24 protein-coding genes are annotated in these 24,705 nt (G+C 71.6%); 10 read left to right on the forward strand and 14 right to left on the reverse strand.

Annotated elements, in window-relative coordinates; all coding sequences use genetic code 11:
• Positions 1 to 21 precede the first annotated feature (21 nt).
• On the forward strand, positions 22 to 1,401 hold the full coding sequence (gene purB / locus LL239_RS02415) for an adenylosuccinate lyase (RefSeq protein ID WP_228161841.1): 1,380 nt from the start codon (positions 22 to 24) through the stop codon (positions 1,399 to 1,401).
• A gap of 70 nt (positions 1,402 to 1,471) precedes the next feature.
• On the forward strand, positions 1,472 to 2,509 hold the full coding sequence (locus LL239_RS02420) for a zinc-binding dehydrogenase (RefSeq protein ID WP_228161889.1): 1,038 nt from the start codon (positions 1,472 to 1,474) through the stop codon (positions 2,507 to 2,509).
• Positions 2,510 to 2,663: 154 nt separating this feature from the next.
• Here the strand turns inward: LL239_RS02420 and LL239_RS02425 are convergent, their stop codons facing one another.
• Positions 2,664 to 3,008, reverse strand: coding sequence for an amino acid transporter (locus tag LL239_RS02425; RefSeq protein WP_228161842.1), 345 nt, complete (start codon positions 3,006 to 3,008; stop codon positions 2,664 to 2,666).
• The gene (locus LL239_RS02430) at positions 3,005 to 3,640 is read right to left on the reverse strand and encodes an acyl-CoA synthetase (protein ID WP_228161843.1); all 636 of its coding nucleotides are present in this window, start codon (positions 3,638 to 3,640) and stop codon (positions 3,005 to 3,007) included. Before LL239_RS02430 ends, LL239_RS02425 begins: the two co-directional genes overlap by 4 nt.
• 313 nt (positions 3,641 to 3,953) lie before the next feature.
• Between LL239_RS02430 and LL239_RS02435 the strand changes: the two genes are divergently transcribed.
• Together LL239_RS02435 and ppsA are read left to right on the forward strand one after the other, a co-directional pair.
• Positions 3,954 to 4,823 carry a pyruvate, water dikinase regulatory protein gene (locus LL239_RS02435; protein ID WP_228161844.1) on the forward strand — a complete coding sequence of 290 codons (870 nt, stop codon included), beginning with the start codon at positions 3,954 to 3,956 and terminating at the stop codon, positions 4,821 to 4,823.
• A complete protein-coding gene (gene ppsA / locus LL239_RS02440; RefSeq protein WP_228161846.1) occupies positions 4,820 to 7,237 on the forward strand; it encodes a phosphoenolpyruvate synthase in 2,418 nt (805 codons plus the stop codon). The genes LL239_RS02435 and ppsA overlap by 4 nt, the downstream gene beginning before the upstream one ends.
• A 21-nt stretch (positions 7,238 to 7,258) precedes the next feature.
• On the opposite strand, the gene LL239_RS02445 is transcribed toward ppsA, so the two are convergent.
• The 5 genes from LL239_RS02445 to LL239_RS17955 form a co-directional block, all read right to left on the reverse strand.
• The gene (locus LL239_RS02445) at positions 7,259 to 7,741 is read right to left on the reverse strand and encodes a hypothetical protein (protein ID WP_228161848.1); all 483 of its coding nucleotides are present in this window, start codon (positions 7,739 to 7,741) and stop codon (positions 7,259 to 7,261) included.
• An 11-nt stretch (positions 7,742 to 7,752) separates the two neighbouring features.
• The gene (locus LL239_RS02450; protein ID WP_228161849.1) at positions 7,753 to 8,769 is read right to left on the reverse strand and encodes a sporulation-delaying protein SdpB family protein; all 1,017 of its coding nucleotides are present in this window, start codon (positions 8,767 to 8,769) and stop codon (positions 7,753 to 7,755) included.
• Positions 8,766 to 9,347: an SdpA family antimicrobial peptide system protein gene (locus tag LL239_RS02455; RefSeq protein WP_228161850.1), complete on the reverse strand. Its 582-nt coding sequence runs from the start codon at positions 9,345 to 9,347 to the stop codon at positions 8,766 to 8,768. Before LL239_RS02455 ends, LL239_RS02450 begins: the two co-directional genes overlap by 4 nt.
• Before the next feature lie 14 nt (positions 9,348 to 9,361).
• On the reverse strand, positions 9,362 to 10,012 hold the full coding sequence (locus tag LL239_RS02460) for a hypothetical protein (RefSeq protein WP_228161851.1): 651 nt from the start codon (positions 10,010 to 10,012) through the stop codon (positions 9,362 to 9,364).
• Positions 10,013 to 10,162: 150 nt separating this feature from the next.
• Complete coding sequence (locus LL239_RS17955; RefSeq protein ID WP_228161852.1) at positions 10,163 to 11,308, reverse strand: sensor histidine kinase; 1,146 nt, start codon at positions 11,306 to 11,308, stop codon at positions 10,163 to 10,165.
• A gap of 238 nt (positions 11,309 to 11,546) precedes the next feature.
• Here LL239_RS17955 and LL239_RS02470 point away from each other — a divergent pair, with 238 nt between their 5' ends.
• Positions 11,547 to 12,107, forward strand: coding sequence for a response regulator (locus LL239_RS02470; RefSeq protein ID WP_228161853.1), 561 nt, complete (start codon positions 11,547 to 11,549; stop codon positions 12,105 to 12,107).
• The gene (locus LL239_RS02475) at positions 12,056 to 12,205 is read left to right on the forward strand and encodes a response regulator transcription factor (RefSeq protein ID WP_228161854.1); all 150 of its coding nucleotides are present in this window, start codon (positions 12,056 to 12,058) and stop codon (positions 12,203 to 12,205) included. Before LL239_RS02470 ends, LL239_RS02475 begins: the two co-directional genes overlap by 52 nt.
• Positions 12,206 to 12,257: 52 nt before the next feature.
• On the opposite strand, the gene LL239_RS02480 is transcribed toward LL239_RS02475, so the two are convergent.
• On the reverse strand, positions 12,258 to 14,384 hold the full coding sequence (locus LL239_RS02480) for an MMPL family transporter (protein WP_228161855.1): 2,127 nt from the start codon (positions 14,382 to 14,384) through the stop codon (positions 12,258 to 12,260).
• Between the two features lie 82 nt (positions 14,385 to 14,466).
• Between LL239_RS02480 and LL239_RS02485 the strand changes: the two genes are divergently transcribed.
• The 4 genes from LL239_RS02485 (at position 14,467) to LL239_RS02500 (ending at position 17,701) form a co-directional block, all read left to right on the forward strand.
• Positions 14,467 to 14,958: a MarR family winged helix-turn-helix transcriptional regulator gene (locus LL239_RS02485; RefSeq protein ID WP_228161856.1), complete on the forward strand. Its 492-nt coding sequence runs from the start codon at positions 14,467 to 14,469 to the stop codon at positions 14,956 to 14,958.
• 195 nt (positions 14,959 to 15,153) lie between these two features.
• On the forward strand, positions 15,154 to 15,891 hold the full coding sequence (locus tag LL239_RS02490) for an ABC transporter ATP-binding protein (protein ID WP_228161857.1): 738 nt from the start codon (positions 15,154 to 15,156) through the stop codon (positions 15,889 to 15,891).
• Positions 15,888 to 17,213 (forward strand): permease, encoded by a 1,326-nt coding sequence (locus LL239_RS02495; protein WP_228161858.1) that lies wholly within the window; start codon positions 15,888 to 15,890, stop codon positions 17,211 to 17,213. Before LL239_RS02490 ends, LL239_RS02495 begins: the two co-directional genes overlap by 4 nt.
• A gap of 80 nt (positions 17,214 to 17,293) precedes the next feature.
• Positions 17,294 to 17,701: an NUDIX hydrolase gene (locus tag LL239_RS02500; RefSeq protein ID WP_228161859.1), complete on the forward strand. Its 408-nt coding sequence runs from the start codon at positions 17,294 to 17,296 to the stop codon at positions 17,699 to 17,701.
• Here the strand turns inward: LL239_RS02500 and LL239_RS02505 are convergent, their stop codons facing one another.
• The 6 genes from LL239_RS02505 to LL239_RS02530 form a co-directional block, all read right to left on the reverse strand.
• Complete coding sequence (locus LL239_RS02505; RefSeq protein ID WP_228161860.1) at positions 17,702 to 18,280, reverse strand: TetR/AcrR family transcriptional regulator; 579 nt, start codon at positions 18,278 to 18,280, stop codon at positions 17,702 to 17,704. It lies immediately after the preceding gene.
• Between the two features lie 24 nt (positions 18,281 to 18,304).
• Positions 18,305 to 19,090: an HpcH/HpaI aldolase/citrate lyase family protein gene (locus LL239_RS02510; RefSeq protein ID WP_228161861.1), complete on the reverse strand. Its 786-nt coding sequence runs from the start codon at positions 19,088 to 19,090 to the stop codon at positions 18,305 to 18,307.
• Between the two features lie 58 nt (positions 19,091 to 19,148).
• Positions 19,149 to 21,140 (reverse strand): ATP-binding protein, encoded by a 1,992-nt coding sequence (locus LL239_RS02515; protein ID WP_228161862.1) that lies wholly within the window; start codon positions 21,138 to 21,140, stop codon positions 19,149 to 19,151.
• 5 nt (positions 21,141 to 21,145) lie between these two features.
• Entirely contained in the window at positions 21,146 to 22,696 is a 1,551-nt protein-coding gene (locus LL239_RS02520; RefSeq protein WP_228161863.1) for a carboxyl transferase domain-containing protein, read from the reverse strand.
• A gap of 232 nt (positions 22,697 to 22,928) precedes the next feature.
• Positions 22,929 to 24,416, reverse strand: coding sequence for an SDR family oxidoreductase (locus tag LL239_RS02525; RefSeq protein WP_228161864.1), 1,488 nt, complete (start codon positions 24,414 to 24,416; stop codon positions 22,929 to 22,931).
• Positions 24,417 to 24,486: 70 nt separating this feature from the next.
• The gene (locus LL239_RS02530; protein WP_228161865.1) at positions 24,487 to 24,645 is read right to left on the reverse strand and encodes a hypothetical protein; all 159 of its coding nucleotides are present in this window, start codon (positions 24,643 to 24,645) and stop codon (positions 24,487 to 24,489) included.
• Positions 24,646 to 24,705: the final 60 nt, after the last annotated feature.

A 24,705-nucleotide genomic window follows, 5' to 3' on the forward strand; every position in this document is an offset into this window, starting at 1 on the left:
CGCGCGACCCCCGGGAGACCCGTGTCCGCTCTGCCCCCGCAGCCCCTCAGCCCGCTCGACGGACGCTACTTCGCCACCGTGTCGGAGATCGGCGACTACCTGTCGGAGGCGGGACTGAACCGTGCGCGCGTCGAGGTCGAGGTCGAGTGGCTCCTGGCCCTCACCGACCGCTCGCTGTTCGGCACGTCACCGGTGAGCGACGCCGACCGCGCACGCCTGCGCGCGCTCTACGAGGAGTTCGGCGCGGACGAGATCGCCTGGCTGAAAGAGAAAGAGGCGGTCACCCGCCACGACGTCAAGGCCGTCGAGTACCTCGTGCGCGACCGCCTCGACAGCCTCGGCCTCACGGCCCTCGCCGAGCTGACCCACTTCGCCTGCACGAGCGAAGACATCAACTCCACCGCCTACGCCCTCACCGTGCAGCGCGCGGTGCAGCGCGTGTGGCTGCCCAAGCTCCGCAGCGTCACCGCCGCCCTCGCTGCCCTCGCGGTGCAGCACCGGGATGCCGCGATGCTCTCGCGTACCCACGGCCAGCCCGCGACGCCGACCACGATGGGCAAGGAGATCGGCGTCTTCGCCTGGCGCCTGGAGCGCGTCATCCGTCAGCTGGATGCCGGGGAGTACCTCGCGAAGTTCTCCGGCGCGACCGGCACCTGGTCGGCGCACGTCGCCGCCGAGCCCGACGTCGACTGGCCCGCGCTGACGCGAGATTTCATCGAGTCGCTGGGCCTGGGCTTCAACCCGGTCACGACGCAGATCGAATCGCACGACTGGCAGGTCGAGCTGTACGACCGCGCGCGTCACGCGGGCGGCATCCTGCACAACCTCGCCACCGACATCTGGACGTACATCTCGCTCGGATACTTCACGCAGATCCCCGTCGCCGGGGCGACCGGCTCCTCCACGATGCCGCACAAGATCAACCCGATCCGGTTCGAGAACGCCGAGGCGAACCTCGAGATCGCCGGTGGGCTCTTCACCACCCTGGCATCCACCCTCGTCACGAGCCGCCTGCAGCGCGACCTCACCGACTCGACGACCCAGCGCAACATCGGCGTCGCCTTCGGCCACTCGCTGCTGGCACTCGACAACCTGCAGCGCGGCCTCACCGAGATCTCGCTCGCCGAGGATGTGCTCCTGGCAGACCTCGACGCGAACTGGGAGGTGCTCGCCGAGGCGATCCAGACCGTCGTGCGCGCCGAGATCGCCGCAGGCCGCTCGCGGATCACCGACCCGTACGCGCTGCTGAAGGACCTCACGCGCGGCCGCCGGGTCGGCGCTGCCGAGCTCGCCGAGTTCGTCCGCGGCCTCGATATCGGGGACGCCGCGAAGGAGCGCCTGCTCGCGCTGACCCCCGCCACGTACGCCGGTCTGGCGTCGGGCGTCGTCGACGCGATCTGACCCGCCGGGTCGGCGCCGGCCCGGTGCCGGTGCCGTCGTCCGTGTCGGCACGGACGGGAGAATGGATGCCGTGCGCGCGATGATCATGGACGCCCTGGCCGGACCCCTCGAGGTGCGGGAGGTGCCGGCGCCGACGGCTCCCGAAGGCGGGGTCGTGGTCGAGGTGCACGCGACCGGACTGTGCAAGAGCGACTGGCACGCGTGGGCGGGGCACGACGACATCGCCCTCCCCCACGTGCCCGGGCACGAACTCGCCGGCGTCGTCGCCGAGGTCGGGGCGGGCGTGGAGGACTGGGCGGTCGGCGATCGGGTCACCGTGCCGTTCGTCATGGGGTGCGGCGCCTGCGAATGGTGCCGCGGCGGCAACGCCCAGGTGTGCCCGCGCCAGGAACAGCCGGGCTTCACGCAGTGGGGCTCGTTCGCCGAACGCGTCGTCGTGCGCGCCGCAGACACCAACCTCGTCGGCATCCCCGACGGGGTCTCGTTCGAGGCGGCGGCGGCCCTCGGATGCCGCTTCGCCACCGCCTATCGAGCCCTCACCGGCCGCGCGCGCGTGCGCGCCGGCGAGTGGGTCACCGTCGTGGGGGCCGGGGGCGTGGGGTTGAGCGTCGTGATGATCGCCGCCGCCCTGGGGGCGCGCGTCATCGCGATCGACCGGACGCCCGCAGCACTCGAGGTGGCCCGCCGTCTCGGCGCTGAGCACACGATCCTCGCCGACGGCGCCGACGTGCCGGCATCCGTCGCCGCTCACACCGACGGTGGGAGCCACGTGTCGATCGACGCCGTCGGCAGCGCGCAGACGGCGCGTGACGCCGTGCTGAGCCTGCGTCGCCGCGGCCGGCATGTGCAGATCGGGCTGCTGCCCACCGCGGACGGCCAGACGCCGATGCCGATGGCGCGTGTCATCGCGTGGGAGCTCGACCTCCTCGGCAGCCACGGGATGGCCGCCGCCGACTACCCCGAGATGCTGGACCTCATCGCACGCGGGGCGCTGCGCCCGCACGACCTCGTGCAGCGGGTGATCGGGCTCTCCGAGGCCGCCGACCTGCTGCCACGCATGGACACCGCGGCGCCGGCGGGCATGACCATGATCGACCCGCGGGCCTGACATCCCACCGGCGTCTCAGACCGGAGCCGCACACAGCGCGCCGTCGTGCGGAGAACGTCCGCGACACGCCGGACCACGGCATCCACCACCAGCGCGTCAGGGACGGACTCCGCCGAACGGCACAGGCAAGAGACCCGCGAGGCGGCGACCGGCGTCAGGAGCGGGGCGCCTCGGGCGCGTCGTCGGGGCGCTCGGCATCCGTGGCGGGCGTTTCGTCCTCCTGCGGGACGAGCAGCGGTCGATCGACCTGCTTCGCGACCTGCGACGGGTCGACGGCGAGCAGCAGGAGCGCGACGCTCACGAGGACGACGATGAAGGTCACACCCGCGGCGATGAGGCCGATGACGATGGCGCGCTGGATCTCTTCGGCCGGGCGGGCCTGGAAGGCCCCCATCGAGACCAGGGTCACGACGCCGGCGAACACGGCGGCGATGAACGCGAGCCCGATGAGCTGGACGGGCTTCATGAGATCGCGGCGGGTGGGCTTGTCGTCGGTCATGGTGCGGCCTCCTCGGCGGGTGCGGCCGGAACCGGCTCGGGGCCGCGGGGCGAGAAACCGGCGATCGCCAGGTACACGGCGATGATCGCCGCGTAGCCGCCGAAGATGCCGACGGCGATGGTGATCCCGGTGAGGGTGAAGGTCCCCGCGCCCTCGATGGTGTAGTCGTACGAGAACGCCGGGCTGGTCGCGAGGAATCCGATGACGAGAGCGAGCGTGAGGATGCCGACGGTGACACCGTCCCGCGCGAGCGACGCCGACCCGCCGGCGCGACGGTCGCGCACCGCGCCGATCGTCTCGATGACTCCTGACAGCGTGGCCCACACGATGACGACGCCGAAGAAGAACGTCGTGGTCCGCCACGCACCGATGCTCGCCGCCAGACCGGCGAGACCCGTCACGACCGCGAGGAGCAACGGCGTCGCCCGTTGGCCACGGCCGTAGACGAGCCACGCCGACAGCGCGAGGACCAGCGCCGTCGCGAGCGCGAACCCGCTGAACACGCTGCCCCCGACCGCTGCGGAGTGATCCGACGAGAACGTGACCATGACGGCGGCCAGGGCGGCGAAGAGCGCGCGCGCCAACTGAACGTGGCGCACGTCGAAGGAGCGCACAGAAGAAGGAGTGGTCACGGAGTGTCCCGGTGAGACGGAGTCGATGGCATCCAGTCTATTCCCCGGCGGCTGAGCGCCCTCCGTGTGCCCCGACGTCGAGATATCCCCGATCAGGGGGTCGGCCCCACCACCTCCTCGGTGTCGGCGAGCGTGGCGCGCGACCGCCTCGGCCACGGCACCGCCCAGCCCACCGCCGACGCCGTCACCGGGTCGGGATCGGTCGTCGAGCCCGAGGGGTCGGCCCTGTCGCGCTTACCACCGAAGAAAATTCGACGCTTCTTTCGTTCATACTGGTCAACAAATCGGCGTTTCTCCCCCCTAACGTCGACGCATGCCGCCGACTTTCGATGACACCATCGCGCACGCCAGCACCGCGCGTTCGGTGTTCTTCGTGTCCGACAGCACCGGGATCACCGCCGAGACGCTCGGCAGCGCGCTCCTCGCGAACTTCCCCGGCGCGCGTTTCGAGCGGCGCACGATCCCCTTCGTCTCCGGCACGAACGCCGTCGACGCGCTCGAAGCCGACCTCCGGCGCGCCGCGGCGGCCGGCGCGGCGCCGATCGTGTTCGCCACGATCAAGGACGCCGGCATCCGGTCCCGCCTCGCCCGAGCGGGAGCGGTCGTCATCGACCTGCTGGCCGGCCACCTGACCGAGCTCGAGGCCGAACTCGGCGCGACCGCCGAGACCCGCGCCGGTCAGTACCACGGGCTCGGGGACCTCGAACAGTACTTCCGCCGCATGCGCGCCGTGGAGTTCGCCATCGAGCACGACGACGGCCAGAGCGATCGCGACCTGGCCAACGCCGACGTCATCATCATCGCGCCCTCACGCTGCGGGAAGACCCCGACCACGATGTACCTCGCCCTGCACTACGGGCTGCTGGTGGCCAACTACCCGCTCACCGACGACGACTTCCCCACCGACGGCCTGCCGCGCATCGTCGCGCCGCACGCCGCCCGCTGCTTCGGCCTGACCACCACGGCTCTGCGCCTCAGCCAGGTCCGCCACGAGCGCCGCCCGCACTCGACCTACGCCAGCCTCGCGCAGTGCACCCTCGAGATCCGCCGGGCCGAAGACCTGTACCGACGCACCCACATCCCGTTCCTCAGCTCCGCCACCCGGAGCGTCGAGGAGATGTCCGCCGTGATCCTGCAGTCCATGAGCCTGCGGGACCGACCCCACGAAAGGCCCCTCACATGACCAACATCCTGCGATTCGACGAGATCGGCATGGGCGACCTCACCCAGGTCGGCGGCAAGAACGCCTCTCTCGGCGAGATGGTCTCTCATCTGGCCTCCGCCGGTGTCCGCGTCCCTCCGGGATTCGCGACGACCTCGGGCGCGTTCACGCGGTTCCTCGCCGAGAACGCTCTCGCCGCGCGCATCCGCTCCGCCGTGGAGGGCATCGACGTCGACGACGTCGCCGCCCTCGCCCAGCTCGGATCCCGTGTCCGCGCCTGGATCGAGGATCAGCCGTTCCCCGCCGACCTCGAGGCCGACATCCGGTCCGCCTACGCCGCCCTCGTCGCCGATGAAGCGGACCCGGGCGCGGTCACCTGGGCCGTGCGCTCCAGCGCCACGGCCGAGGATCTCCCGGATGCCTCGTTCGCGGGGCAGCAGGAGACCTTCCTCAACATCGGCGGCATCGACAACATCCTGCAGGCGATCCGACGCGTCTTCGCCTCGCTCTACAACGATCGCGCGATCGCCTACCGGGCGCACCACGGCTTCGACCACCACGAGGTCGCGCTCTCCGCCGGCGTGCAGCGGATGGTCCGGTCCGACATCGGCGCGTCCGGCGTGATGTTCACCCTCGACACCGAGTCCGGCTTCGACGAGGCGGTGTTCATCACCAGTTCCTACGGCCTCGGCGAGGCCGTGGTGCAAGGCGCCGTGAACCCGGACGAGTTCTACGCGTACAAGCCGTCCCTGCGGGCCGGACGTCCCGCGATCCTCAAGCGCTCCGTCGGAGAGAAAGCCATCGCGATGCGCTACACCGACGGCCGGCACGTGGACGGGAGCACCGCCTTCGTCGAAGTGGATGCCGCCGACCGCGCGCGCTTCTCCCTCACCGACGCGGAGGTCGAGGAGCTCGGCCGGATCGCCCTCGTGATCGAGGAGCACTACGGCCGCCCGATGGACATCGAGTGGAGCAAGGACGGCATCGACGGGCAGCTCTACGTCCTGCAGGCGCGCCCCGAGACCGTCGTGTCGCGGCAGTCGGCCAACGTCCTGCGCCGATTCGTCCTCGCCGAGCGCGGAGCGGTCCTCGTCGAGGGCCGCGCGATCGGACAGCGCATCGGCGCGGGGCGCGTGCGAGTGCTCGACTCCATCGACCAGATGGCCGATTTCGCGCACGGCGACGTGCTCGTGGCCGACATGACGGATCCCGACTGGGAGCCCATCATGAAGCGCGCCTCGGCGATCGTCACCGACCGCGGCGGACGTACCTGCCACGCCGCGATCATCGCCCGCGAGCTCGGGATCCCCGCCGTGGTCGGAACCGGCGTCGCCACGCGCGCGCTCACGGACGGTCAGGAGGTCACCGTCTCGTGCGCCGAGGGCGACGACGGTCTCGTCTACGACGGCATCCTGGCCTTCGCCGAGGAGACCACGGAGCTGGATCGGATGCCGGCCGCCCCGGTCAAACTGATGATGAACGTCGGAACCCCGGACCAGGCCTTCGCCTTCTCGCGTCTGCCCAACTCCGGGGTCGGCCTGGCACGCCTGGAGTTCATCATCAATCGGCAGATCGGCATCCATCCGCGAGCCCTCCTCGAACTCGAGCGCCTCGATGGGGAGCTCGCGCGGGACATCCGCGCGCGCATCGCCGCATACCCCTCACCCGAGGAGTACTTCATCCAGCGTGTCGCCGAGGGCGTGTCGATGATCGCCGCCGCGTTCGCGCCGGAGCCCGTGATCGTCCGTCTGTCGGACTTCAAGTCGAACGAGTATGCGGGCCTCATCGGGGGGACGCTGTACGAGCCCGAGGAGGAGAACCCCATGCTGGGGTACCGCGGAGCAGCGCGCTACGTCTCCCCCGAGTTCCGGGCGTGCTTCGACATGGAGTGCGAGGCGCTGCGTCGCGTGCGGGACGACATGGGCCTCACGAACGTTCAGATCATGGTGCCCTTCGTCCGTACCGTTGCGGAGGCCGCCGCGGTGATCGACCTGCTCGCGAGCAACGGACTGCGCCGCGGCGAGAACGGACTGCGCATCATCATGATGTGCGAGCTGCCCGCCAACGCGATCCTCGCCGAACGCTTCCTCGACCACTTCGACGGCTTCTCGATCGGCTCCAACGACATGACCCAGCTCACCCTGGGCCTGGATCGCGACTCGGCGCTCATGGCATCCGCGTTCGACGAGCGCGACCCGGCCGTCCTCCACCTGCTGGGGATGGCGATCGACGCCTGCCGGCGCCAGGGCAAGTACGTCGGCATCTGCGGGCAAGGCCCGAGCGATCACCCCGACTTCGCCGAGTGGCTCGTGGCGCGCGGCATCCAGTCGCTGTCGCTGAACCCCGACACCGTCGTGGAGACGTGGCTCGCGCTCGCGGCGAACGACCGTCCCAAGGCCGAGATCCTCGCGCAGGCGCACCTGTCGCGGTTGTGACGGAGGGCTCCGGTCTCGTGGTCATGCCGTGAACTCGACGCGGGCGGAGGGCGGCGCGGACTCGCGGAGCGCGTGGACCGCCGCCTCCGCCCCGTCGCCGAGCCCGACGAGGTAGCGGCGCCCGTCGGTCGTCGTCAACCGCACGGTGCGGGTCTCGCCGGCGCTGAGGAGGATCCCGTGCCGACGCTGACTGCCCTTGATGCCCCAGCCCCCGAAGTCCTCGAAGGGGCGGACCTCCTCGACATCCACGCGCGCGAGCTGCTCCCACCGCAGGCGTCGTCCCCAGAACGGGACGAGGGAGAACGACACCCCCTTCACACCGGCACGCAGGAGCACCCCGGAGAAGAACGTGACCACGACCAGGAGCACGACGGCGAGGAGGGCGACGATCGCTCCGGCGGGGGTGTCGACGTTGAGCACGCCCACGAGCAGGATCACGGCCGGGCCGACGAACAGCATGGCCCGCAGCGGGGCGTTGAAGGGGCGACGAGCCAGGGTTCGCATCGGGTCACCTTTCACGGGGCGGGGACGGGAGGACGGTCGTGGGACGAGGCCGGCGTCTCCGCCCCCGCGGGCGCCTCGGCGAACGGGACGAGCGAGGGCCGCACGAGGTACAGCAGGAGCGCCGCGAGCATCGTGGTCGAGAACGACCACAACCCGAAGCAGATCGCGATACCGAGGTGGAAGAGGGCACCCACGACGAGCATCACGGCACGATAGCGCGGGCCCGCGACGAGCGCGAAGGCCAACAGCAGCTCGACCAGGAGCGAGCCGTACGCCAGGATCGCGCCCCCGACCGCCGTCCCGACGACGCCGAGCATCACCGTTCGCAGCGGTTCGGCGGGAGCGAAGGTGGGATCCTGGAACCAGTACCAGAGGACGGTGCCGTTGGCCCATTCCTCCACGGCGAACTTCCCCACGGCGGCGTGGAAGTAGATGACGCACACCTGGACCGCACACAGCACGAGCGCCGTGTAGGCGACGACCTTGACCACCGGCCGACGCGACGCATACCCGCGGTCGAGCCTCCAGTGGTGCCGACGGCGGTCCAGCAGCAGGATCGGAACGAGCAGCAGCGTCAGCACCGCGGACACCTGATCGCCCCCGTCGGGGATGGGACTCGACAGGTTGAAGCTCCACGCGACCCACCAGTGCGGCAGAGCGGTCACCGCGGGCAGGTAGCCCGAGACGACGGCGGCCAGCACGACCACCGCGACCGCGACGGCGATCCCGGCGGTCTCCCCTCTCCAGACGCAGAACAGGGAGATCGCCGAGAACATCCGGTCGCAGGTGACCCCGTCGGGGTATGTCGCGCTCCGGAAGAACAGCTGATCGTGAGGGGTGAACACGATCGTGAGGAGCGTCGCCAGGGCCAGGAGGGAACGGGCCGCGCCGAGCACGGGCGTGAAGGGGGTCACCTCGCGGATGCCGCGGTCCAGGCGCCGCAGTGCGTCGCTGATCGAACGCACGGGGCCGTGGAGAGCGACGCCGATCGCGTCGCGGGTGCGTGCGGGGAAGGTCGCGATGTTCACGGGATCTCCTCACAGGCGACGGTGAGCCGGAGGGACTGCCCGGCGGACCTCTCGATGTACTCCCGATACGCCCACGGCACCGGCTCCCGTCGCACGATCCCGACCTCGCCGCACAATCGGAGATCGTGACCGACGGATGCCACGGCGCGCGGGGCGGTCGCGCTCAAGCAGTGCGCATCCCCCCGGTCACGAGGGCAGTCCTGCCACCAGGACTCGTCGACCTCGGCGAGCGCGGCCTGCACATCGAACTCCGTCAAACGGGACTCGCGGTTGAGACCGAACGCCCACCGCAGCTGCGCGTTCGGGCCGCGATCGGCGGAGACCCACTCGCCACCGTCCCAGCGGTAGGCGAGCGGGACGGAGCCGCGCGGCGACTTGGTGAAGAACGCCCAGCCCTGCGGCGCGATCGACTGCACCGAGCGCACCTGCGATTGCACGGTGGTGGGCAGCAGCTCGCCGACGGGAAGCCAGGCGAGGACGCACCCGACGAGCAGGACCGAGACCAGGCCGGTGACCGCGAGGAGATGCGACATCCCCGTGCGCGCGTCCCGCTCTCGGCCCTGCGTCGTCGATGTCATGCGATTCGACTCCCTCAGTCGACCGCGACGGCGCGCGTCACGTCGACGGCGAACTGCTCGCGCATCAGCTGCGACTTCTCCGAGGTGGGTGCGACGCTGTTGCCGCACCAGGCCCATGCTCCGCACCACAGCGCGGCGGCGACCACGACCGCGGCGGCGCCCGTGACGACGACGGTGTTGTGGACCGCCGCTGCCGCGTAGGCCCAGCAGACGACCGCGACACCGCAGGGCGAGAGCGCCTGCATCTGGTCGGGGTCGGCGGCGGCGGCGGCCTCGCTCGCCGCGACCTGCGTCGCGGCGTATTCGTCCAGGACGTCGCCGATCGTGGCGAACGCCTCCTCCGTCAACGTCGGATCGCCGGCCCGGATCTGATCCAGTGCCGTCCCCAGTTCGGGCGAGGTGGCCAGTAACTCGCTCGTGACCTCCCGGCTCGACCGCTCGTACACGGCGGCGGCTTCCGCGGCATCCTGCTCCCCGCTCGGCTGAACATCCGCGGTGGTTCCGATGCGATCGGCGAAGTCCCCCACGCCGAACACCAGCCCCAGCACGATCTGCTCGTCGGTGAGTTCGTCGGAGGCCGATGCGGTCGCGGCGGGCGGCGCGATGACCGCCGTCAGGACCAGGGCCGCTTTCGCGACCCAGGCCGCGAGTTTCTTCTTGTTCATTCCGTCTCCCTGCGCTTGCGTCGACAGCGAGCGGTTCCGCCCGCGCGCCGACGCTATGCCGCGGGCGGGGGCTCGCGTCATGCCCCTCCGGCCAGGTCGCACCCGACCTCCGGCCAGGGTTCGTCGACGGCAGCGGGATGGAACGGGACGTCAGGAGAGGGGGACCCGGGCACGGACGACCCACTGATCGCCCACTTGCCCGGCATCCAGCTCACCGCCCAGCTCGCGGACGAGACCGGCCATGCGACCGACGCCCGTCCCCGTCGACGGCAGGTCGTCGCGACGCACGTCGGGGAGGGCGTTGCGCACGGTCAGCTCTGCGCGATCGTCGTCGGCTCGCACCGTCACGGCCACCACACCGGTCCCGGAGTGCTTCAACACGTTGGTCGCGCATTCGCGCAGGACGCGCGCGAACACGACCCCGACGCGCCGGGGTGCGCGTGGCAACGGCGCGGCGTCGACCTCGACGCGGTAGCCGGCGGCGGTGAGAGTCTCGGCCGCCTCCCGCACCGCGGCGGCGGGATCGGGCGAGAAACCGGGTGTCGAGGGCGCACCGTCGGCGGCGATCTCGATGAGATAGCGCAGGTCGCCGAGGGCGTTGCGCGCCGTGATGCCGATCGCCGTCTGGGCGGTTCGGCGAACGGCCTGGTCCTCGTCGTCGAGGAGTTGAGCGTGGAGAGCGATCACGGTCAGGTCGTGCGCGATCCCGTCGTGCAGATCGCCGGCGAGACGACGGCGCTCGAGAGCGGCGGCCTCTCTCTCGCGCTCTCGCGAGCGGAGCAGCTGCGCGTCGAGATGTTCGCCGCGGGCGTGAGCGAGGCGCAGCAGAAGACCGATGCCGCCGAGCACCGTCGCGACGGTCACGAACCCGAGGGTCATGGCGACGCCGGATGCCGCCTCGTTCGCGAGCGCGACGGTCGCCACGATCAGGGCGGCGGCGTATGCGAGCACGAGCGTCCCCGCGCCGAGGCGGACGACGCACAACGCCGCGATGGCGAAGGCGAGGAGGGTCTGCTGGGGGAGCCCGGCCGGGAAGGACAGCACCAGGGCCGCCCCGAGCGCGGCGGTGCCGGCGACGGCCGACCACAGGTACAGCGCGAATAAGGCCGTGACGACCAGTTCGAACAGCGCACCGGCGGCGCCGTCGTCGTCGGCGGCCACCATCGAAACCACGCCCAGCGCGAGGCCGGCGAGCAGCAGGATGATGAACGCGGTCGTCTCGACGCGCGTCAACGGCGAGGCGACGCGCCACACCGGACGGATGCGTGCGACGAACGCTTCCTCACCTGTGGACACCGATCCATTGTGACGCGCGTGCCCCCGTGGCACCCGATACCCGGGGGCACGCGTCAGGAACAGAGACCGAGCAAACGGCAGAGGGAATCCCAGATCCCGAACGGCATCACCATCTGATCGCCTCCTGTTCCGCGTCGTACCCCCCATCGATGCTCCCGGCGGCGGCGGGCGCGCACAGTGGACGATCGTCCAGATCGTTGGCCGAAAGTCCAGGGTGCCGGCTGGGTAGGCTCACGGCATGGCCGAGATCCGGGTGCTGCTGGTCGACGACGACCCTCTGGTCCGCGCGGCCCTGTCGCACTTCCTTGGTCGCGAACCGGACATGATCGTCGTCGCCGAGGCGGAGGACGGACGGGATGCGCTCGACCAGGTCGGACGTCACGGCCCGGACGTGGTCGTGATGGACGTCCGGATGCCGCGGATGGATGGGATCGACGCGACGGCGCAGATCGCCGAGCGTTGGCCGGACGTGCGCGTGCTCGCGGTGACGACCTTCGACACGGTGGACACCGTGCTCCCGATGCTGCATGCGGGCGCCTCGGGATACCTCCTGAAGGACTCGCCCGCGCACGAGATCGTCGAGGGCGTGCGTCGGGTGCGCGAGGGCACCACGTCTCTCTCCCCGCGGATCGCGGCACTGCTCATCGAGCACGTCCGTGACCGTGACCACCGGGCACCGGTCGAAGCGCGTCCCCTCGAGCCGCTGACGGATCGGGAGGACGACGTCCTGCGGTGTCTCGCCCGGGGATGTCCAACGCCGAGATCGCGACCGAGCTGCTCGTCTCGGAGGGCACGGTGAAGGCCTACCTGGGACGCATCATGACGAAGTGGGGTGTCCGCGATCGCGTGCAGATCATCGTCGCGGCGGCACAGGCGGGGCTCATCGCCTTCACCTGACGAAGGCTCCGGGCCGGGAGGGAGTTGGGGGCGTCCCCCCGGCCCGGAGGATTCAGGAGACCGTCGCGCGATGGCGGCGGTCGGCGCGTGTGGCCGGGACCTCGGACGCGGCCGCGCTGGCGGCCTCGGCATCCGTCACCTTCGGCTTGCGCGGCCACCAGAACCGGTCGCCCGCGATGAACGCCATCGCGGGGACGATGACCGTGCGCACCAGGAGGGTGTCGATGAGGACACCGATGCACACGATCACGCCGATCTGGGTGAGCGTGATGAGGGGCAGCACCCCGAGCACGGCGAACACGGCGGCGAGCAGGATGCCGGCGCTCGTGATGACCGCGCCGGTCGCGGCGAGCGCGCGGATCATGCCGTTCGTCGTGCCGAGGGTGCGGGTCTCCTCCTGCGCGCGGGTGACGAGGAAGATGCTGTAGTCCACACCCAAGGCGACGAGGAACAGGAAGCTGAACAGCAGCACGTTCGTGTCGATGGCGGGGAAGCCGAACAGCGGCGTCTGGAAGAGCCACCAGGCGGCGCCGACCGCGGAGAAGAAGCTCGCGACGACGGCGATCAGCAGCAGCACCGGTGCGAGCAGCGCGCGCAACAGGATCACGAGCACGAGGAACACCAGCACGAGGATCAGTGGGATGATCAGGGCCTGATCGCGTTCCTGCGCTCCCGTCACGTCGAGGGCCTGCGCGTCGAGGCCCCCGACGAGGGTCTGACCGGAGCCGACGGAGTCGAGGTCGGCGCGCAGCCGCTCGATCGTGGCGAAGGCCTCCGGCGTCTCGGCCGACGCGGTGAGGGTGACGTCGATGCGCGTCCAGTCGCTCGTCTCTTCGACGACGCGGGCCGAGTCGACGCCCTCGATATTCCCGGCCGCCTCGACCACCGCCTGGGCGTCGGCGACCGGCGCCATGACCGTGGCCGGGGACGTCGCGCCCGCCGAGAACGCCTCGGCGAGCACCTCCTGGCCCTTCACGGCGTCGGGCTTCTGCAGGAACCGGTCGTTCTGCGAGAGCCCGGTCTGCACGAAGAACAGACCGCTCGCGAGCGCACCGAGCACCACCGCGCCGGTCAGGGCGACGACGACGGGACGCTTCGAGACGGCGCGTCCGAGCTTCCCCCACGGGCTCCGGGCGACGGCATCCGGCGAACCGAAGCGGGGAACGTACGGCCAGAACAGCCACCGACCGAACAGCACGAGCGCGGCGGGCAGCACCAGCAGCGCGAACGCCATGGCGACGACGACGCCGATGGCGCATGCGAGACCGAGGGCGCGGTTGCCCGACAGCTCGCCGAGGAGCAGCGTCGCGAGGGCCAGGGCGACGGTCGATCCGCTCGCGATGATCGCCGGTCCCGCCCCGCGCACCGCGCGCCGCATGGCCTCGCGGCGATCCTCGGCGAGGCGCAGTTCGTCACGGTATCGGGCGATGAGCAGGAGTGCGTAGTTCGTCCCCGCGCCGAACACGAGTACGGACAGGATGCCGGTGATCGAGGCATCCAGTTGGACTCCCGCGAGCGCGGCGATGCGCCGGGCCACGATGCCCGCCGACGCGTCGGCGGTGCCGATCACCACGAGCGGAACGAGCCACAGCCACGGGCTGCGGTAGGTGATCAGCAGCAGTACGGCGACGACGATCACGGTGGTCAGCAGCAGCGTGAAGTCCGCGCCGTCGAACACCGCGGCGATGTCGACCTCGAATCCCTCGGGCCCGGTGAGGTAGGTGACGACGTCGTCGAGCCCGTCGGCGGCGAGCGCGCGGATCTCGTCGGCCCGCTCGCTCTGCGCCGCGACGTCCTCTTCGGGCGTCAGGGGCACCACGAGGAGCGCGACCGTGCCGTCCTCGGAGACCTGCGGCGGGGGGATGAAACCGTCCGGGGTGAGATCGACGAGGTCGCCGAACGCCTTCTGCTGGATGGCGGCCACGGTCTCGGGCGGAAGGGCCTCGCCGTCCTCGGACGCGAAGACGAGCAGAGCCGAGGTGGTGTCGGCATCCGGGAAGCTCTCGAGGATCTTCTCGACCTGGACCGATTCGGCGGAGTCGGGCAGGCCCGAGTCCGGTGCCGTCTCGGACTCGGCGCCCGACCCCAGAGCGAACAGGGCCGCGACGCCCGCGAAGGCGACGACGAGCACGATCCAGGAGGTACGGGCCGAGGTCAGGAAGCGCAGGAAGCCGTTCATCGCCGTCTTTCACTAGATTCTAAAGTATCTCGAAAATCGAGATACGAGAAAGGTACTCCTATCCGGACGTAGGATGCCAGTCATGGACGCGACGGATTCCCCTCCGCCTCCCGCGGCCGGAGTCCCGCCCGTGCGGCCCGCGACGGCGCTCGTACGTGCGCTCTTCAGCGCCGGCGCCGAGTTCGAGAAGTCGCTGCAGCAGGAACTCTCCGTCAACCCCACCGGACTGGACGCCATGGGCCACCTGGTCATGTCGGGCCCGCTCTCCCCGGGCGAGCTCTCGCGACGGCTCGACCTGACAACCGCGGCGACCACCGCCGCCATCGACCGTCTCGTGGCACTGGGCCACGTGACCCGGGCTCCCCACCCGACCGACCGTCGCAGTCTGCTCGTGGTACCGACCGAGGCGTCGGTGCAGCGCGCGATGAGCAGACTGGCGCCGATGATCGCGGCCGTGGACGCCGTGCTCGACGACTTCACCGACGACGAGCAGGAGGTCATCGCCCGGTATCTCGCGCGCGTCGTGGCCTCGTACGGGACGCCGGTCGACGACGACACCGCGCGCCCGCGGTAGGCACCGCGGGCTGCGGCACCCTTTTTCGCGGTGCCGCCCCGCGGAGTTCGTGGCCGACACCCCGTACCGGCGGGGCAGGGCCGGCGCTTCGCGATCGATCTCCGCACGACGGGAGAGCCGGGATCGTCCTCCAGGCGGACCCGGATACACCCCCGGACGGACGATCCGGATGCCACTGCGGACTGGGATGGAGACATGTCCACCTCCACCCCTCCTGTCCTTTCCGCATCCGGCCTGATCAAGCAGTACGGCGAGCTCCGCGCCCTCGACGAGGTGTCGCTGACCATCCGCGCCGGTGAGTCGGTCGCCGTGATGGGCGCCTCCGGTTCGGGCAAGACGACGTTGCTGCACTGTCTCGCCGCGATCCTCCCGCCCGACGGCGGCTCCGTCGTGCTGCGGGCACCCGACGCCGAACCGCGCGAACTCGCCGGGCTCGACGAGGGCGAACGGGCGCGAATCCGGCGCACCGTGCTGGGTTTCGTGTTCCAAGAGCACCTGCTGCTGCCCGAACTGACCGCGGTCGAGAACGCCGCACTCCCCCTGCTTCTGCAAGGACAGCGGAGGCAGGATGCCGAGCGGCACGCGGCCGCGTGGCTCGCGGCGCTGGGCCTCGCCGGGCTGGAGCAGCGCCGGATCGGCCAACTCTCGGGCGGACAGGCGCAACGGGTCGCGATCGCCCGCGCCCAGGTCACGGGGGCACCGATCGTCTTCGCCGACGAGCCGACGGGGGCGCTGGACTCCGCGACATCGTCGGAGGTGCTCTCAGCGCTGCTGAACGCGACCACGGGGCAGGGACGCACGCTCGTCATGGTCACGCACGACCCCGACGTCGCTCGACGCTGCTCGCGCATCGTCCGCCTCCGCGACGGGCGGATCGTGGACGACGCGGTGGTCCCGGCTCCGGCTGCGGCGAGCGGGGAGGCGGCGCGATGAGCGCCGTCCTTCCCCTCGCCCGCATGCTGTCGCGACCGAGCACGCAGGGGCGGGCCGCGATCGTGCTGCCGGTCGTCGCCTTCGCGGTGACGACCACGCTGCTTCTGGTCGTCGCCGGCGGCGCGCGGATGTTCCTCGTCGACCCGCGGGCGATCGCGGGCGGCTTGTACGGCACCCTCGCCGTGCTCGCCCTCCTTCTGCTCTCCGTTCCGCTGGCGACCCTCGGCGCCGCGGCCGCGCGACTGTCGAGTCGGCGCCGCAACGACCGCCTCGCGACGCTGCGTCTCCTGGGCGCGAGCACGGGCGAGATCTGGATGCTCACGGTCACGGAGGCGACGCTCACCGCCGCCGCCGGTGCCATGACGGGCATCGCGCTCTACGGGGCGGTGCTTCCGGCTGTGGGACTGCTGCCGTTCTTCGGCGGCCCGATCGGTGTCGCGGCCGTCGCCGCCCACCCCGTCCTGATCGCCGCGGTCGTGGTCGCGGTGGTGGTCATCGCCGCCGTCAGCGCGGCGGCCGGTCTGCGCCGGGTGACCGTCACTCCCCTCGGCGTGCGCACGCGCAGTGCGACGCCGCCGAAGCGTCTGCGGCTGCTGGCCGTGGGCGGCATCCTGATCCTGCTCGTCGCGGTCGCCGTGTCCAACGTCGGAGTCGTGGGCGAGGCCTTCGGCAACGCCGTGTCGACGGCCGTGCTGCTCGCGCTGTTCGCCGGAGCGCTGGGTCTGTTGAACCTGATCGGCGCTCCGATCGTGGCGGCCCGCGGCCGCGCGATGGCGCGTCACGCCCGCACCGCCGCGCGCCTGATCGCCGGCCGGGAGCTCGCTGCTCACCCCGGTCCGGCATGGCGCCGCGTCTCGGGCATGGCGCTCGTGTCGTTCATCGCCGTCGTCGCGGGGTGCGGACTGGCTCTGGCCGGCCCGGCCGGCGACGCGGAGCCGATGCTCGCAGACATCCGGACCGGCGTGCTCGTGACCCTCGGGATCGCGTTCGTCCTCCTCGCGTGCGCCGTCGGTGTGACGCAGGCCTCGGCGGCGCTCGAGGACCGCGAGCTCATCGTGGGGCTCGACCGCCTGGGCATCCCGGACTCCGAACTGCGCCGGGCGCGCCGTCTGACCGTCATGGTCCCCCTGCGGTGGGCGGCGGTGGGCGGAGCCGCTGTCGGCGCGGTGCTGGCGTTCCCGGTCGTCGGTATGAGCGTCGTCGTCGCACCGCTGTCGGTCGCGACCATCGCGGGAACCTTCGCCGCCGGCTTCGCTCTCGTCGCCACAGCCCTGGCGTCGACGCGTCCGATCGTCACCGGCATCCGTCGCGGCACGCTCTGAACGGGACGGCGCCGCCCCCGGGTGTCCCGTGCCACGCCCGGGCGCGGTGGCGTGGAACACGGCGGTGCTAGCGTGCGGGGGTGATCCCGGATGCCACTGCCCCGCGCCTCATCCACGTCTCGGCCGCGGTCATCACCGACGCCGACGGACGCCTGCTGCTCGTGCGGAAAGCCGGCACCACGGCGTTCATGCAGCCCGGCGGCAAGCCGGAGCCGGGCGAGTCGCCCGCCGAGACGCTGGCGCGCGAGCTCGCTGAGGAGGTCGGCCTGCGGGTCGAGCCCGATGCCCTCGAACCCCTCGGCTCCTTCACCGCCACCGCGGCGAACGAGCCCGGCTTCGCGGTGGTCGCCGACGTGTTCCGCGTCGACATCGGCGACCAGCGGCCGATCCCGGATGCCGAGATCGCCGAGCTCCGCTGGGTCACCGCCGCGACGGCATCCGGGATCGAGGTCGCCCCGCTCGCGCGGGAGTTCTTCCTGCCGGCCTGATCAGGATCCGGTACCCGTCAGGGCACGCAACGCCATGCCGGCGAGGATCTCCCCCGCCTCGGCGGCGACCGCGCTATGCGGTGTCGAGTTGAGCAGCCCGAACGCGCCAAGCAGCCGCGTCTGCCGCTCGTCGGCGTCGAACTGCGGCCGGAGGGCGGCCAGGACCTGATCCCACTGCTGCACGTACCGGCGCTGCAGACTGCGGACGGTGTGATTCGCCTCGGCGGGCAGCTGCGCGAGCTCGCGATCCTGGATGCGGATGATGTCGGGGTCGGCGGTGGCGAAGTCCAGGTGGAAGTACACGAGGCGGCGCAGCACCTCGGCCGGGGGTCCCGGCTCGGCGACGAGCTCGCGGCATCCATCGAGCAGGCGGCGACTCGCGTCGACGAGCACTTCGGCCAGCAGCGCCTCCTTGCTGGGGAAGTAGTTGTACAGTGCCGGGCCGCTCATCCCGACCGCCTCGCCCAGTTCGACGGTCGAGACCGCCGCGAACCCGCGCTCGGCGAACAGCCGTGCGGCCGATCGCATCAGCGAGGCGCGGCGATTCGCCTTCTGCGTCGCCCTCCATGTCGCGGTCACGCCGTTGCTCCTCTCGCGGGGTCCTCAGCGCAGCATCTCACGAGCCTGGCGGAGCACCGGCTCGTCGATCATGCGCCCGCGGAAACGGAACACCCCCGGCTGATGCTCCGCCTCCTCGAGGACTGCCCGCGCCCACGCCCGCTCCTCCTCGGTGCTCGCGTAGGCCGCGCGGATCACGGCCACCTGCGTCGGGTGGATGCAGGCGGTGGCGGTGAAACCCGAGGCCGCGGCGTCCTCGCACTCGGCGCGGAGCCCGTCGATGTCGGCGATGTCGAGGTGCACGGCGTCGATGGCGGCGCGGCCGTGGGCGTGGGCCGCCAGCAGCACCGCAGCCCGGGCCGCGCGGGCCACGTCGCGGTAGCGCCCGTCGGGGAAGCGGCTCGAGCGTCCGTTCATGCTCGCGATGAGATCCTCCGCGCCCCACATGAGCCCCACCGTCGCAGGGTGCGCGGCGATCTCGGCGGCGCGCACGACTCCTCGCGCGGTCTCACACAGCGCGACCACCTCGAACGCCGAGGTGGCCGCGATGTCGTCCGCCGACTCGGCCTTCGCGAGCATCACGCGGGAGTATCCGGTCGCGCGCACCGCCGCGACGTCGAGGGCGTGGGCGGCCGACCCTGCGGGGTTGAGCCGCACGATCGTGCGGTCGGGGTCGAGCGGCGTCGCGGCGAGCGCCTCGCGCGCCCGCGCTTTGTCGGCGGAGGCGACGGCGTCCTCCAGGTCGAGGATCACCGTGTCGGCGGCCGCCGCCGCCTTCGCGTAACGGTCGGGACGGTCGGCGGGGCAGAAGAGCAGAGCGGGGCCGTTCATCGGGCACTCCTTCGGGGTTTCGCGGGTGGAGCCGGGGCGGGGGGCGGCGTCTCTCGGCTCAGGGAGATCGAGCCGGCCCCGCCGCACCCGGGGTGTCGTCGAGACCGTGCGGCGACACCACCGCGAGCGTCTGACCCCGTGTCACGACGTCCCCGACCCGCGCGTGCAGCGTGACCGTGCCGGCGACCGTCGAGCGCACGACGTGCTCCATCTTCATCGCCTCGACCGCCACGACCGCGTCGCCGACCTCGATCTCGTCACCGTCGGCGACGCGCACCACCACCACGGTCCCCGGCATCGGCGACACGAGCAGGGGATCGGCGTCCGTCGTCGCGTCGGCGCCGTGGTGCGTCCCGGCGGTCTCGAAACGCCGCACGGCTCCGTCATGTGCGATCCACACCGCGTCCGCGTCCACCTCCGCCGCGAACGTCCGGGCCTCGCCGTCGAGGTCGACCGTCACCCCGTCCGTGTGCGACAGCACCCGCGCGACCCGCCCGTCGGCGGACAGCGTCTTCCCGCGGCCGCTCACCTCGACGACGCGCTCCTCGCCCGCCGCCGTGAGCGGGTAGCGCCGCGGCGCGGCGGGTCCGAGGCGCCACCCGTCGCGGCGGCCCCACGGGCCCTCGGACGCGTCGCGCGGCACAGCATCCAGCAGCAGGGCGGCCTCCGCGAACGCGCGGTCGTCGAGCGGAGCCGCCGTCAGCTCCGCCGCCTCGCGGGCGATCGTGCCGGTGTCCATGGTGCCGTCGACGACATCCGGCAGCGCGATCAGGGCCCGCAGGAACTCCACGTTCGTCGGGAACCCGAAAACCGCGGTGTCGCCGAGCGCTGCGGCGAGCCGACACCGGGCGCTCTCCCGGTCCGGTCCCCACGCGATGACCTTCGCGAGCATCGGGTCGTAGTCGATCGAGACATCGAGGCTGTCCTCGAGCGCCGTGTCGACGCGGATCCCCTCCCCCGCCGGATGGACCACGCGCGAGACGTGCCCGCCCGTCGGCAGGAACCCGGATGCCGGGTCCTCGGCGTACACGCGCGCCTCGAAGGCGTGCCCGGTCAGGGTCACGGCATCCTGTGTCACGCTCAGGGGCTCGCCGGCCGCGATCCGCAGCTGCTGCTCGACGAGGTCGAGGCCCGTGATCTCCTCGGTGACCGGGTGCTCGACCTGCAGCCGCGTGTTCATCTCCATGAAGAAGAACTCGTCGGGGGCGTCGGCCGACACGATGAACTCCACCGTCCCGGCGCCGCGGTAACCGACGCTGCGCGCCGTCTCGCACGCGGCTTCACCGATGCGGGCCCGGGTCTCGGCGTCGAGCAGCGGCGACGGCGCCTCTTCGATGACCTTCTGGTGGCGGCGCTGCAGCGAGCATTCGCGTTCACCGAGGTGCACCACGCCGCCGTGCGCATCCGCGAGCACCTGCACCTCGATGTGCCGCGGGCGGTGGAGGTAGCGCTCGAGGAACAGCGTGTCGTCGCCGAAGCTCGCGGCGGCCTCCCGGCGGGCGGCCGCGAGGCCGGGGACGAGGTCGGCGGCCCCCTCGACGACGTGCATGCCTTTGCCGCCGCCGCCCGCGGACGGCTTGATCAGCAACGGATACCCGATGCCGTCGGCTGCGGCGACGAGCTCGTCGTCGGTCATCCCGGCGCGGGCGACCCCCGGGACGGTGGGAACGGAGCGCTGCTCGACCGCGTGCTTGGCGGTGATCTTGTCGCCCATGACCGAGATGGCATCCGGGGTCGGACCGATGAACACGAGCCCGGCGTCCTCGCATGCCCGGGCGAACCCCGCGTTCTCGGCGAGGAACCCGTACCCCGGGTGCACGGCCTGCGCGCCCGTCGCGAGGGCCGCGCGGATCACGGCATCCCGGTCGAGGTAGCTCTGCGCGGCGGCGGACGGGCCGATGCGCACCGCGACGTCGGCGAGGTGCACGTGACGCGCGTGCGCGTCGGCGTCGCTGTAGACGGCGACCGACCGGATGCCGAGACGGCGGAGCGTGCGGATGATGCGGCAGGCGATCTCGCCGCGGTTGGCGATGAGGACGGTGTCGAACATGGCGCTCACATCCGGAAGACGCCGTAACCCGGCGCGTCGAGGGGGGTGCGGGAGACGACGTCCAGCGCGAGGGCGAGGACGTCACGGGTCTGGCTCGGCTCGATGATGCCGTCGTCCCAGAGGCGCGCGGTCGAGTAGTAGGGACTCCCCTGCTCCTCGTACTGCGCGCGGATCGGCGCTTCGAACGCGGCCTGGTCCTCGGCCGACCACTCCCCGCCCGCGGCCTCGATCTGGTCGCGCCGGACGGTGGAGAGCACGGATGCCGCCTGCGGACCGCCCATGACCGATACCCGGGCACCGGGCCACAGCCACAGGAACCGCGGCGAGTACGCCCGACCGCACATCGAGTAGGTGCCGGCGCCGAAGGATCCGCCGACGACGACCGTCAGCTTCGGGACGGACGCGCACGCGACGGCGTTGACCATCTTCGCGCCGTGCTTCGCGATGCCGCCCGACTCGTACTCGCGGCCGACCATGAAGCCGGTGATGTTCTGCAGGAACACCAGCGGGATGCCGCGCTGGTCGCACAGCTCGATGAAGTGGGCGCCCTTGAGCGCCGACTCGCCGAAGAGCACACCGTTGTTGGCGACGATGCCGACGCGGTGTCCCTCGATGCGGGCGAACGCGGTGACGAGGGTCTCGCCGTATTCGCGCTTGAACTCGTGGATGCTGCCGGCATCCACGATCCGGGTGAGGATCTCGCGCGCGTCGTACGGAGTGGTGAGCTCGACCGGCACGATGTCCTCGAGCTGTTCCGTGGGGCGCTCGGGTTCGCTCGCCGGCTCGACCGGCACGGCTCGCGGCGGAGGCAGGGTCGCGACGATGTCGCGGACGATCTGGAGCGCGTGCGCGTCGTTCTCGGCGAGGTGGTCGGTGACGCCCGAGACCCGCGTGTGGACGGTTCCACCACCGAGGTCTTCGGCGCTCACGACCTCGCCGGTCGCGGCCTTCACCAGCGGCGGTCCGCCGAGGAAGATCGTGCCCTGGTTCCGCACGATCACCGTCTCGTCGCTCATCGCCGGCACGTACGCGCCGCCCGCGGTCGACGAACCGAGCACCGCGGCGATCTGCGGGATGCCGTCGCGCGACATGCGCGCCTGGTTGTAGAAGATGCGGCCGAAGTGATCGCGGTCGGGGAACACCTCGTCCTGCATCGGCAGGAACGCGCCGCCCGAGTCGACCAGATACACGCACGGCAGGCGGTTCTCGGCCGCGACCTCCTGCGCCCGGAGGTGCTTCTTCACGGTGATCGGGTAGTACGTGCCGCCTTTCACGGTGGCGTCGTTGGCCAGGACCATGACGTGCCTCCCGTGCACGAGGCCGATTCCCGCGACGACGCCTCCGGCGGGGCAGTCGCCGCCGTACATCCCGTAGGCCGCGAGCGGCGCGACCTCGAGGAACGGACTCCCCCGGTCGAGGAGCGCGTCGATGCGGTCGCGGGCGAGCATCTTGCCGCGGCTGACGTGGCGTTCGCGCGCCTTCGCGGGGCCGCCCTCCGCGGTGACCGCGCGGCGCTCCCGCAGCTCATCGACGAGTGCGCGATAGGTCTGACCCATGACAACTCTCCATCGGGTTATCGGTCGGTAACTGAGTTCAGGTTACTGCCCGGTAATCGAGTTGTCCATCACTCCGCGCGTTCGCCCGCCCCCGCCCCCGCCCCCCGTCCCGGGTCTCAGTGTCCAAGACACGCCGCAACGCCACCCCCGCATACGGCGTGTCTTGGACACTCAACGGGCGGGAGGGCGGGCGGGCGGGCGGGCGGGCGAGCAGGGGGCGGGAGACGGGGCCTTACCAGGAGCTCTTGCGGTAGTCCTTCAGGAAGATGCCGAAGAGGTCTTCGCCGGCCTCGCCGCGCACGATCGGGTCGTACACGCGGGCGGCACCGTCGACGAGGTCGAGCGGGGCGTGGAAGCCCTCCTCCGCGAGGCGGACCTTGGTGAAGTGGGGGCGTTCGTCGGTGATCCAGCCGGTGTCGACGGCGGTCATCAGGATGCCGTCGGTCTCGAACATCTCGCGGGCGCTCGTGCGGGTCAGCATGTTCAGCGCGGCTTTGGCCATGTTGGTGTGGGGGTGGCCGGGACCCTTGTATCCACGGCCGAACACGCCCTCCATCGCCGAGACGTTGACGACGTACTTCCGCCGGGCCGTCGACGCCGCCATCGCGGGCCGCAGGCGACCGACGAGCAGGAACGGTGCGGTCATGTTCGCCAGCTGCACCTCGAGCATCTCGAGGGGCTCCACTTGGTCGACGTGCTGCGTCCAGCTGTTGATGCGGTCCTCATCGGGCACCAGACCGCCCGCGTCGATCGCGGTACCCGCGGCGAGACGCTCGAGCGACGACGACCCGGCGGCCATCGCCTCGGCGGTGAGCTCCTCCGCGGTACGGGCGGCGGATGCCAGGATCGGGTGCGCCGACACCGACTGCGCCAGCGCGAGCGGGTGCGCGTCATTGGTGTGGCCGAAGGTGAGCAGCTCGGGCAGCGGTCCGTCGGGAAGCGGCGCGAGTTCGGCATCCACCAGGGGTTTGTACGCACCCGGCGAGCGCCGCACGGTCTGCGCGGCGTTGTTGATGAGGATGTCGAGCGGACCCTCGGATGCCACCGACTCGGCGAGCCCGATCACCTGGGCCGGGTCACGCAGGTCGATGCCGACGATCTTCAGCCGGTGCAGCCAGTCCGCACTGTCGGGGAGAGAGGCGAACCGCCGCACCGCGTCACGCGGGAAACGTGTCGTGATCGTGGTGTGGGCACCGTCGCGCAGCAGCCGCAGCGCGATGTACATGCCGATCTTGGCGCGGCCGCCGGTCAGGAGCGCGCGCCTGCCGGTGAGGTCGGTGCGCGCGTCGCGCTTGGCGTGGCTCATGGCTGCGCAGGTCGGGCACAACTGGTGGTAGAACGCGTCGACCAGCGTGTACAGCTCTTTGCAGATGTAGCAGTTGCGCGCCTTGATCAGCTCGCCGGCGTACGGGGTCTCGACGCGCGTGGCCAGCGGGATGCCGCGCGTCTCGTCGTCGATGCGGTCGGGGGCGCCGGTCGCCGTGGCCGCGACGACCGCGCGGTCGGCGTCGGCGATGCGCTGCCGCTTGTCGCGGCGGGATTGCCGCTTGACGTCCCGGTACAGCTTGCCGGTGTGGCGCTGCAGCGCGAGGTAGGCGGGGTCGCTCTTGTCGAGCGACGAGGCGGCGTCGAGCACGCGCAGGGCGATCTCGAGCTCAGCGGGATCGATGGATGCCACGCGGCCGGCCTCACGATCGGGTGTCGGGAGTGTTTCGGGCACGGGAGAGTGTACCGAGGCGCGGCTGAGAGCTCCGCCGCGGCGCCGAGGCGCGACGGGCGCGAGCCGAGCGTCAGGGCTTGCCGCGGTCGACCCAGCGCGTGTGCGACTTCAGCGCGTGCGTCACCGCCAATCGCACCGCGCCGTAGACCACCGCCCCGGCCATAGCCAGGCCGACGCCCCACGTCAGCAGAAGCATGATCACGTGCAGCCCACCCATCGCCGTCACCATCCGGCGACTCTAGCCCCGCACGCCGTGACAGCCAAGTACCCGGCACCTATTCCCCGCGGG

This window comes from Microbacterium testaceum (assembly GCF_020781835.1).
GTDB lineage: Bacteria > Actinomycetota > Actinomycetes > Actinomycetales > Microbacteriaceae > Microbacterium > Microbacterium testaceum_H.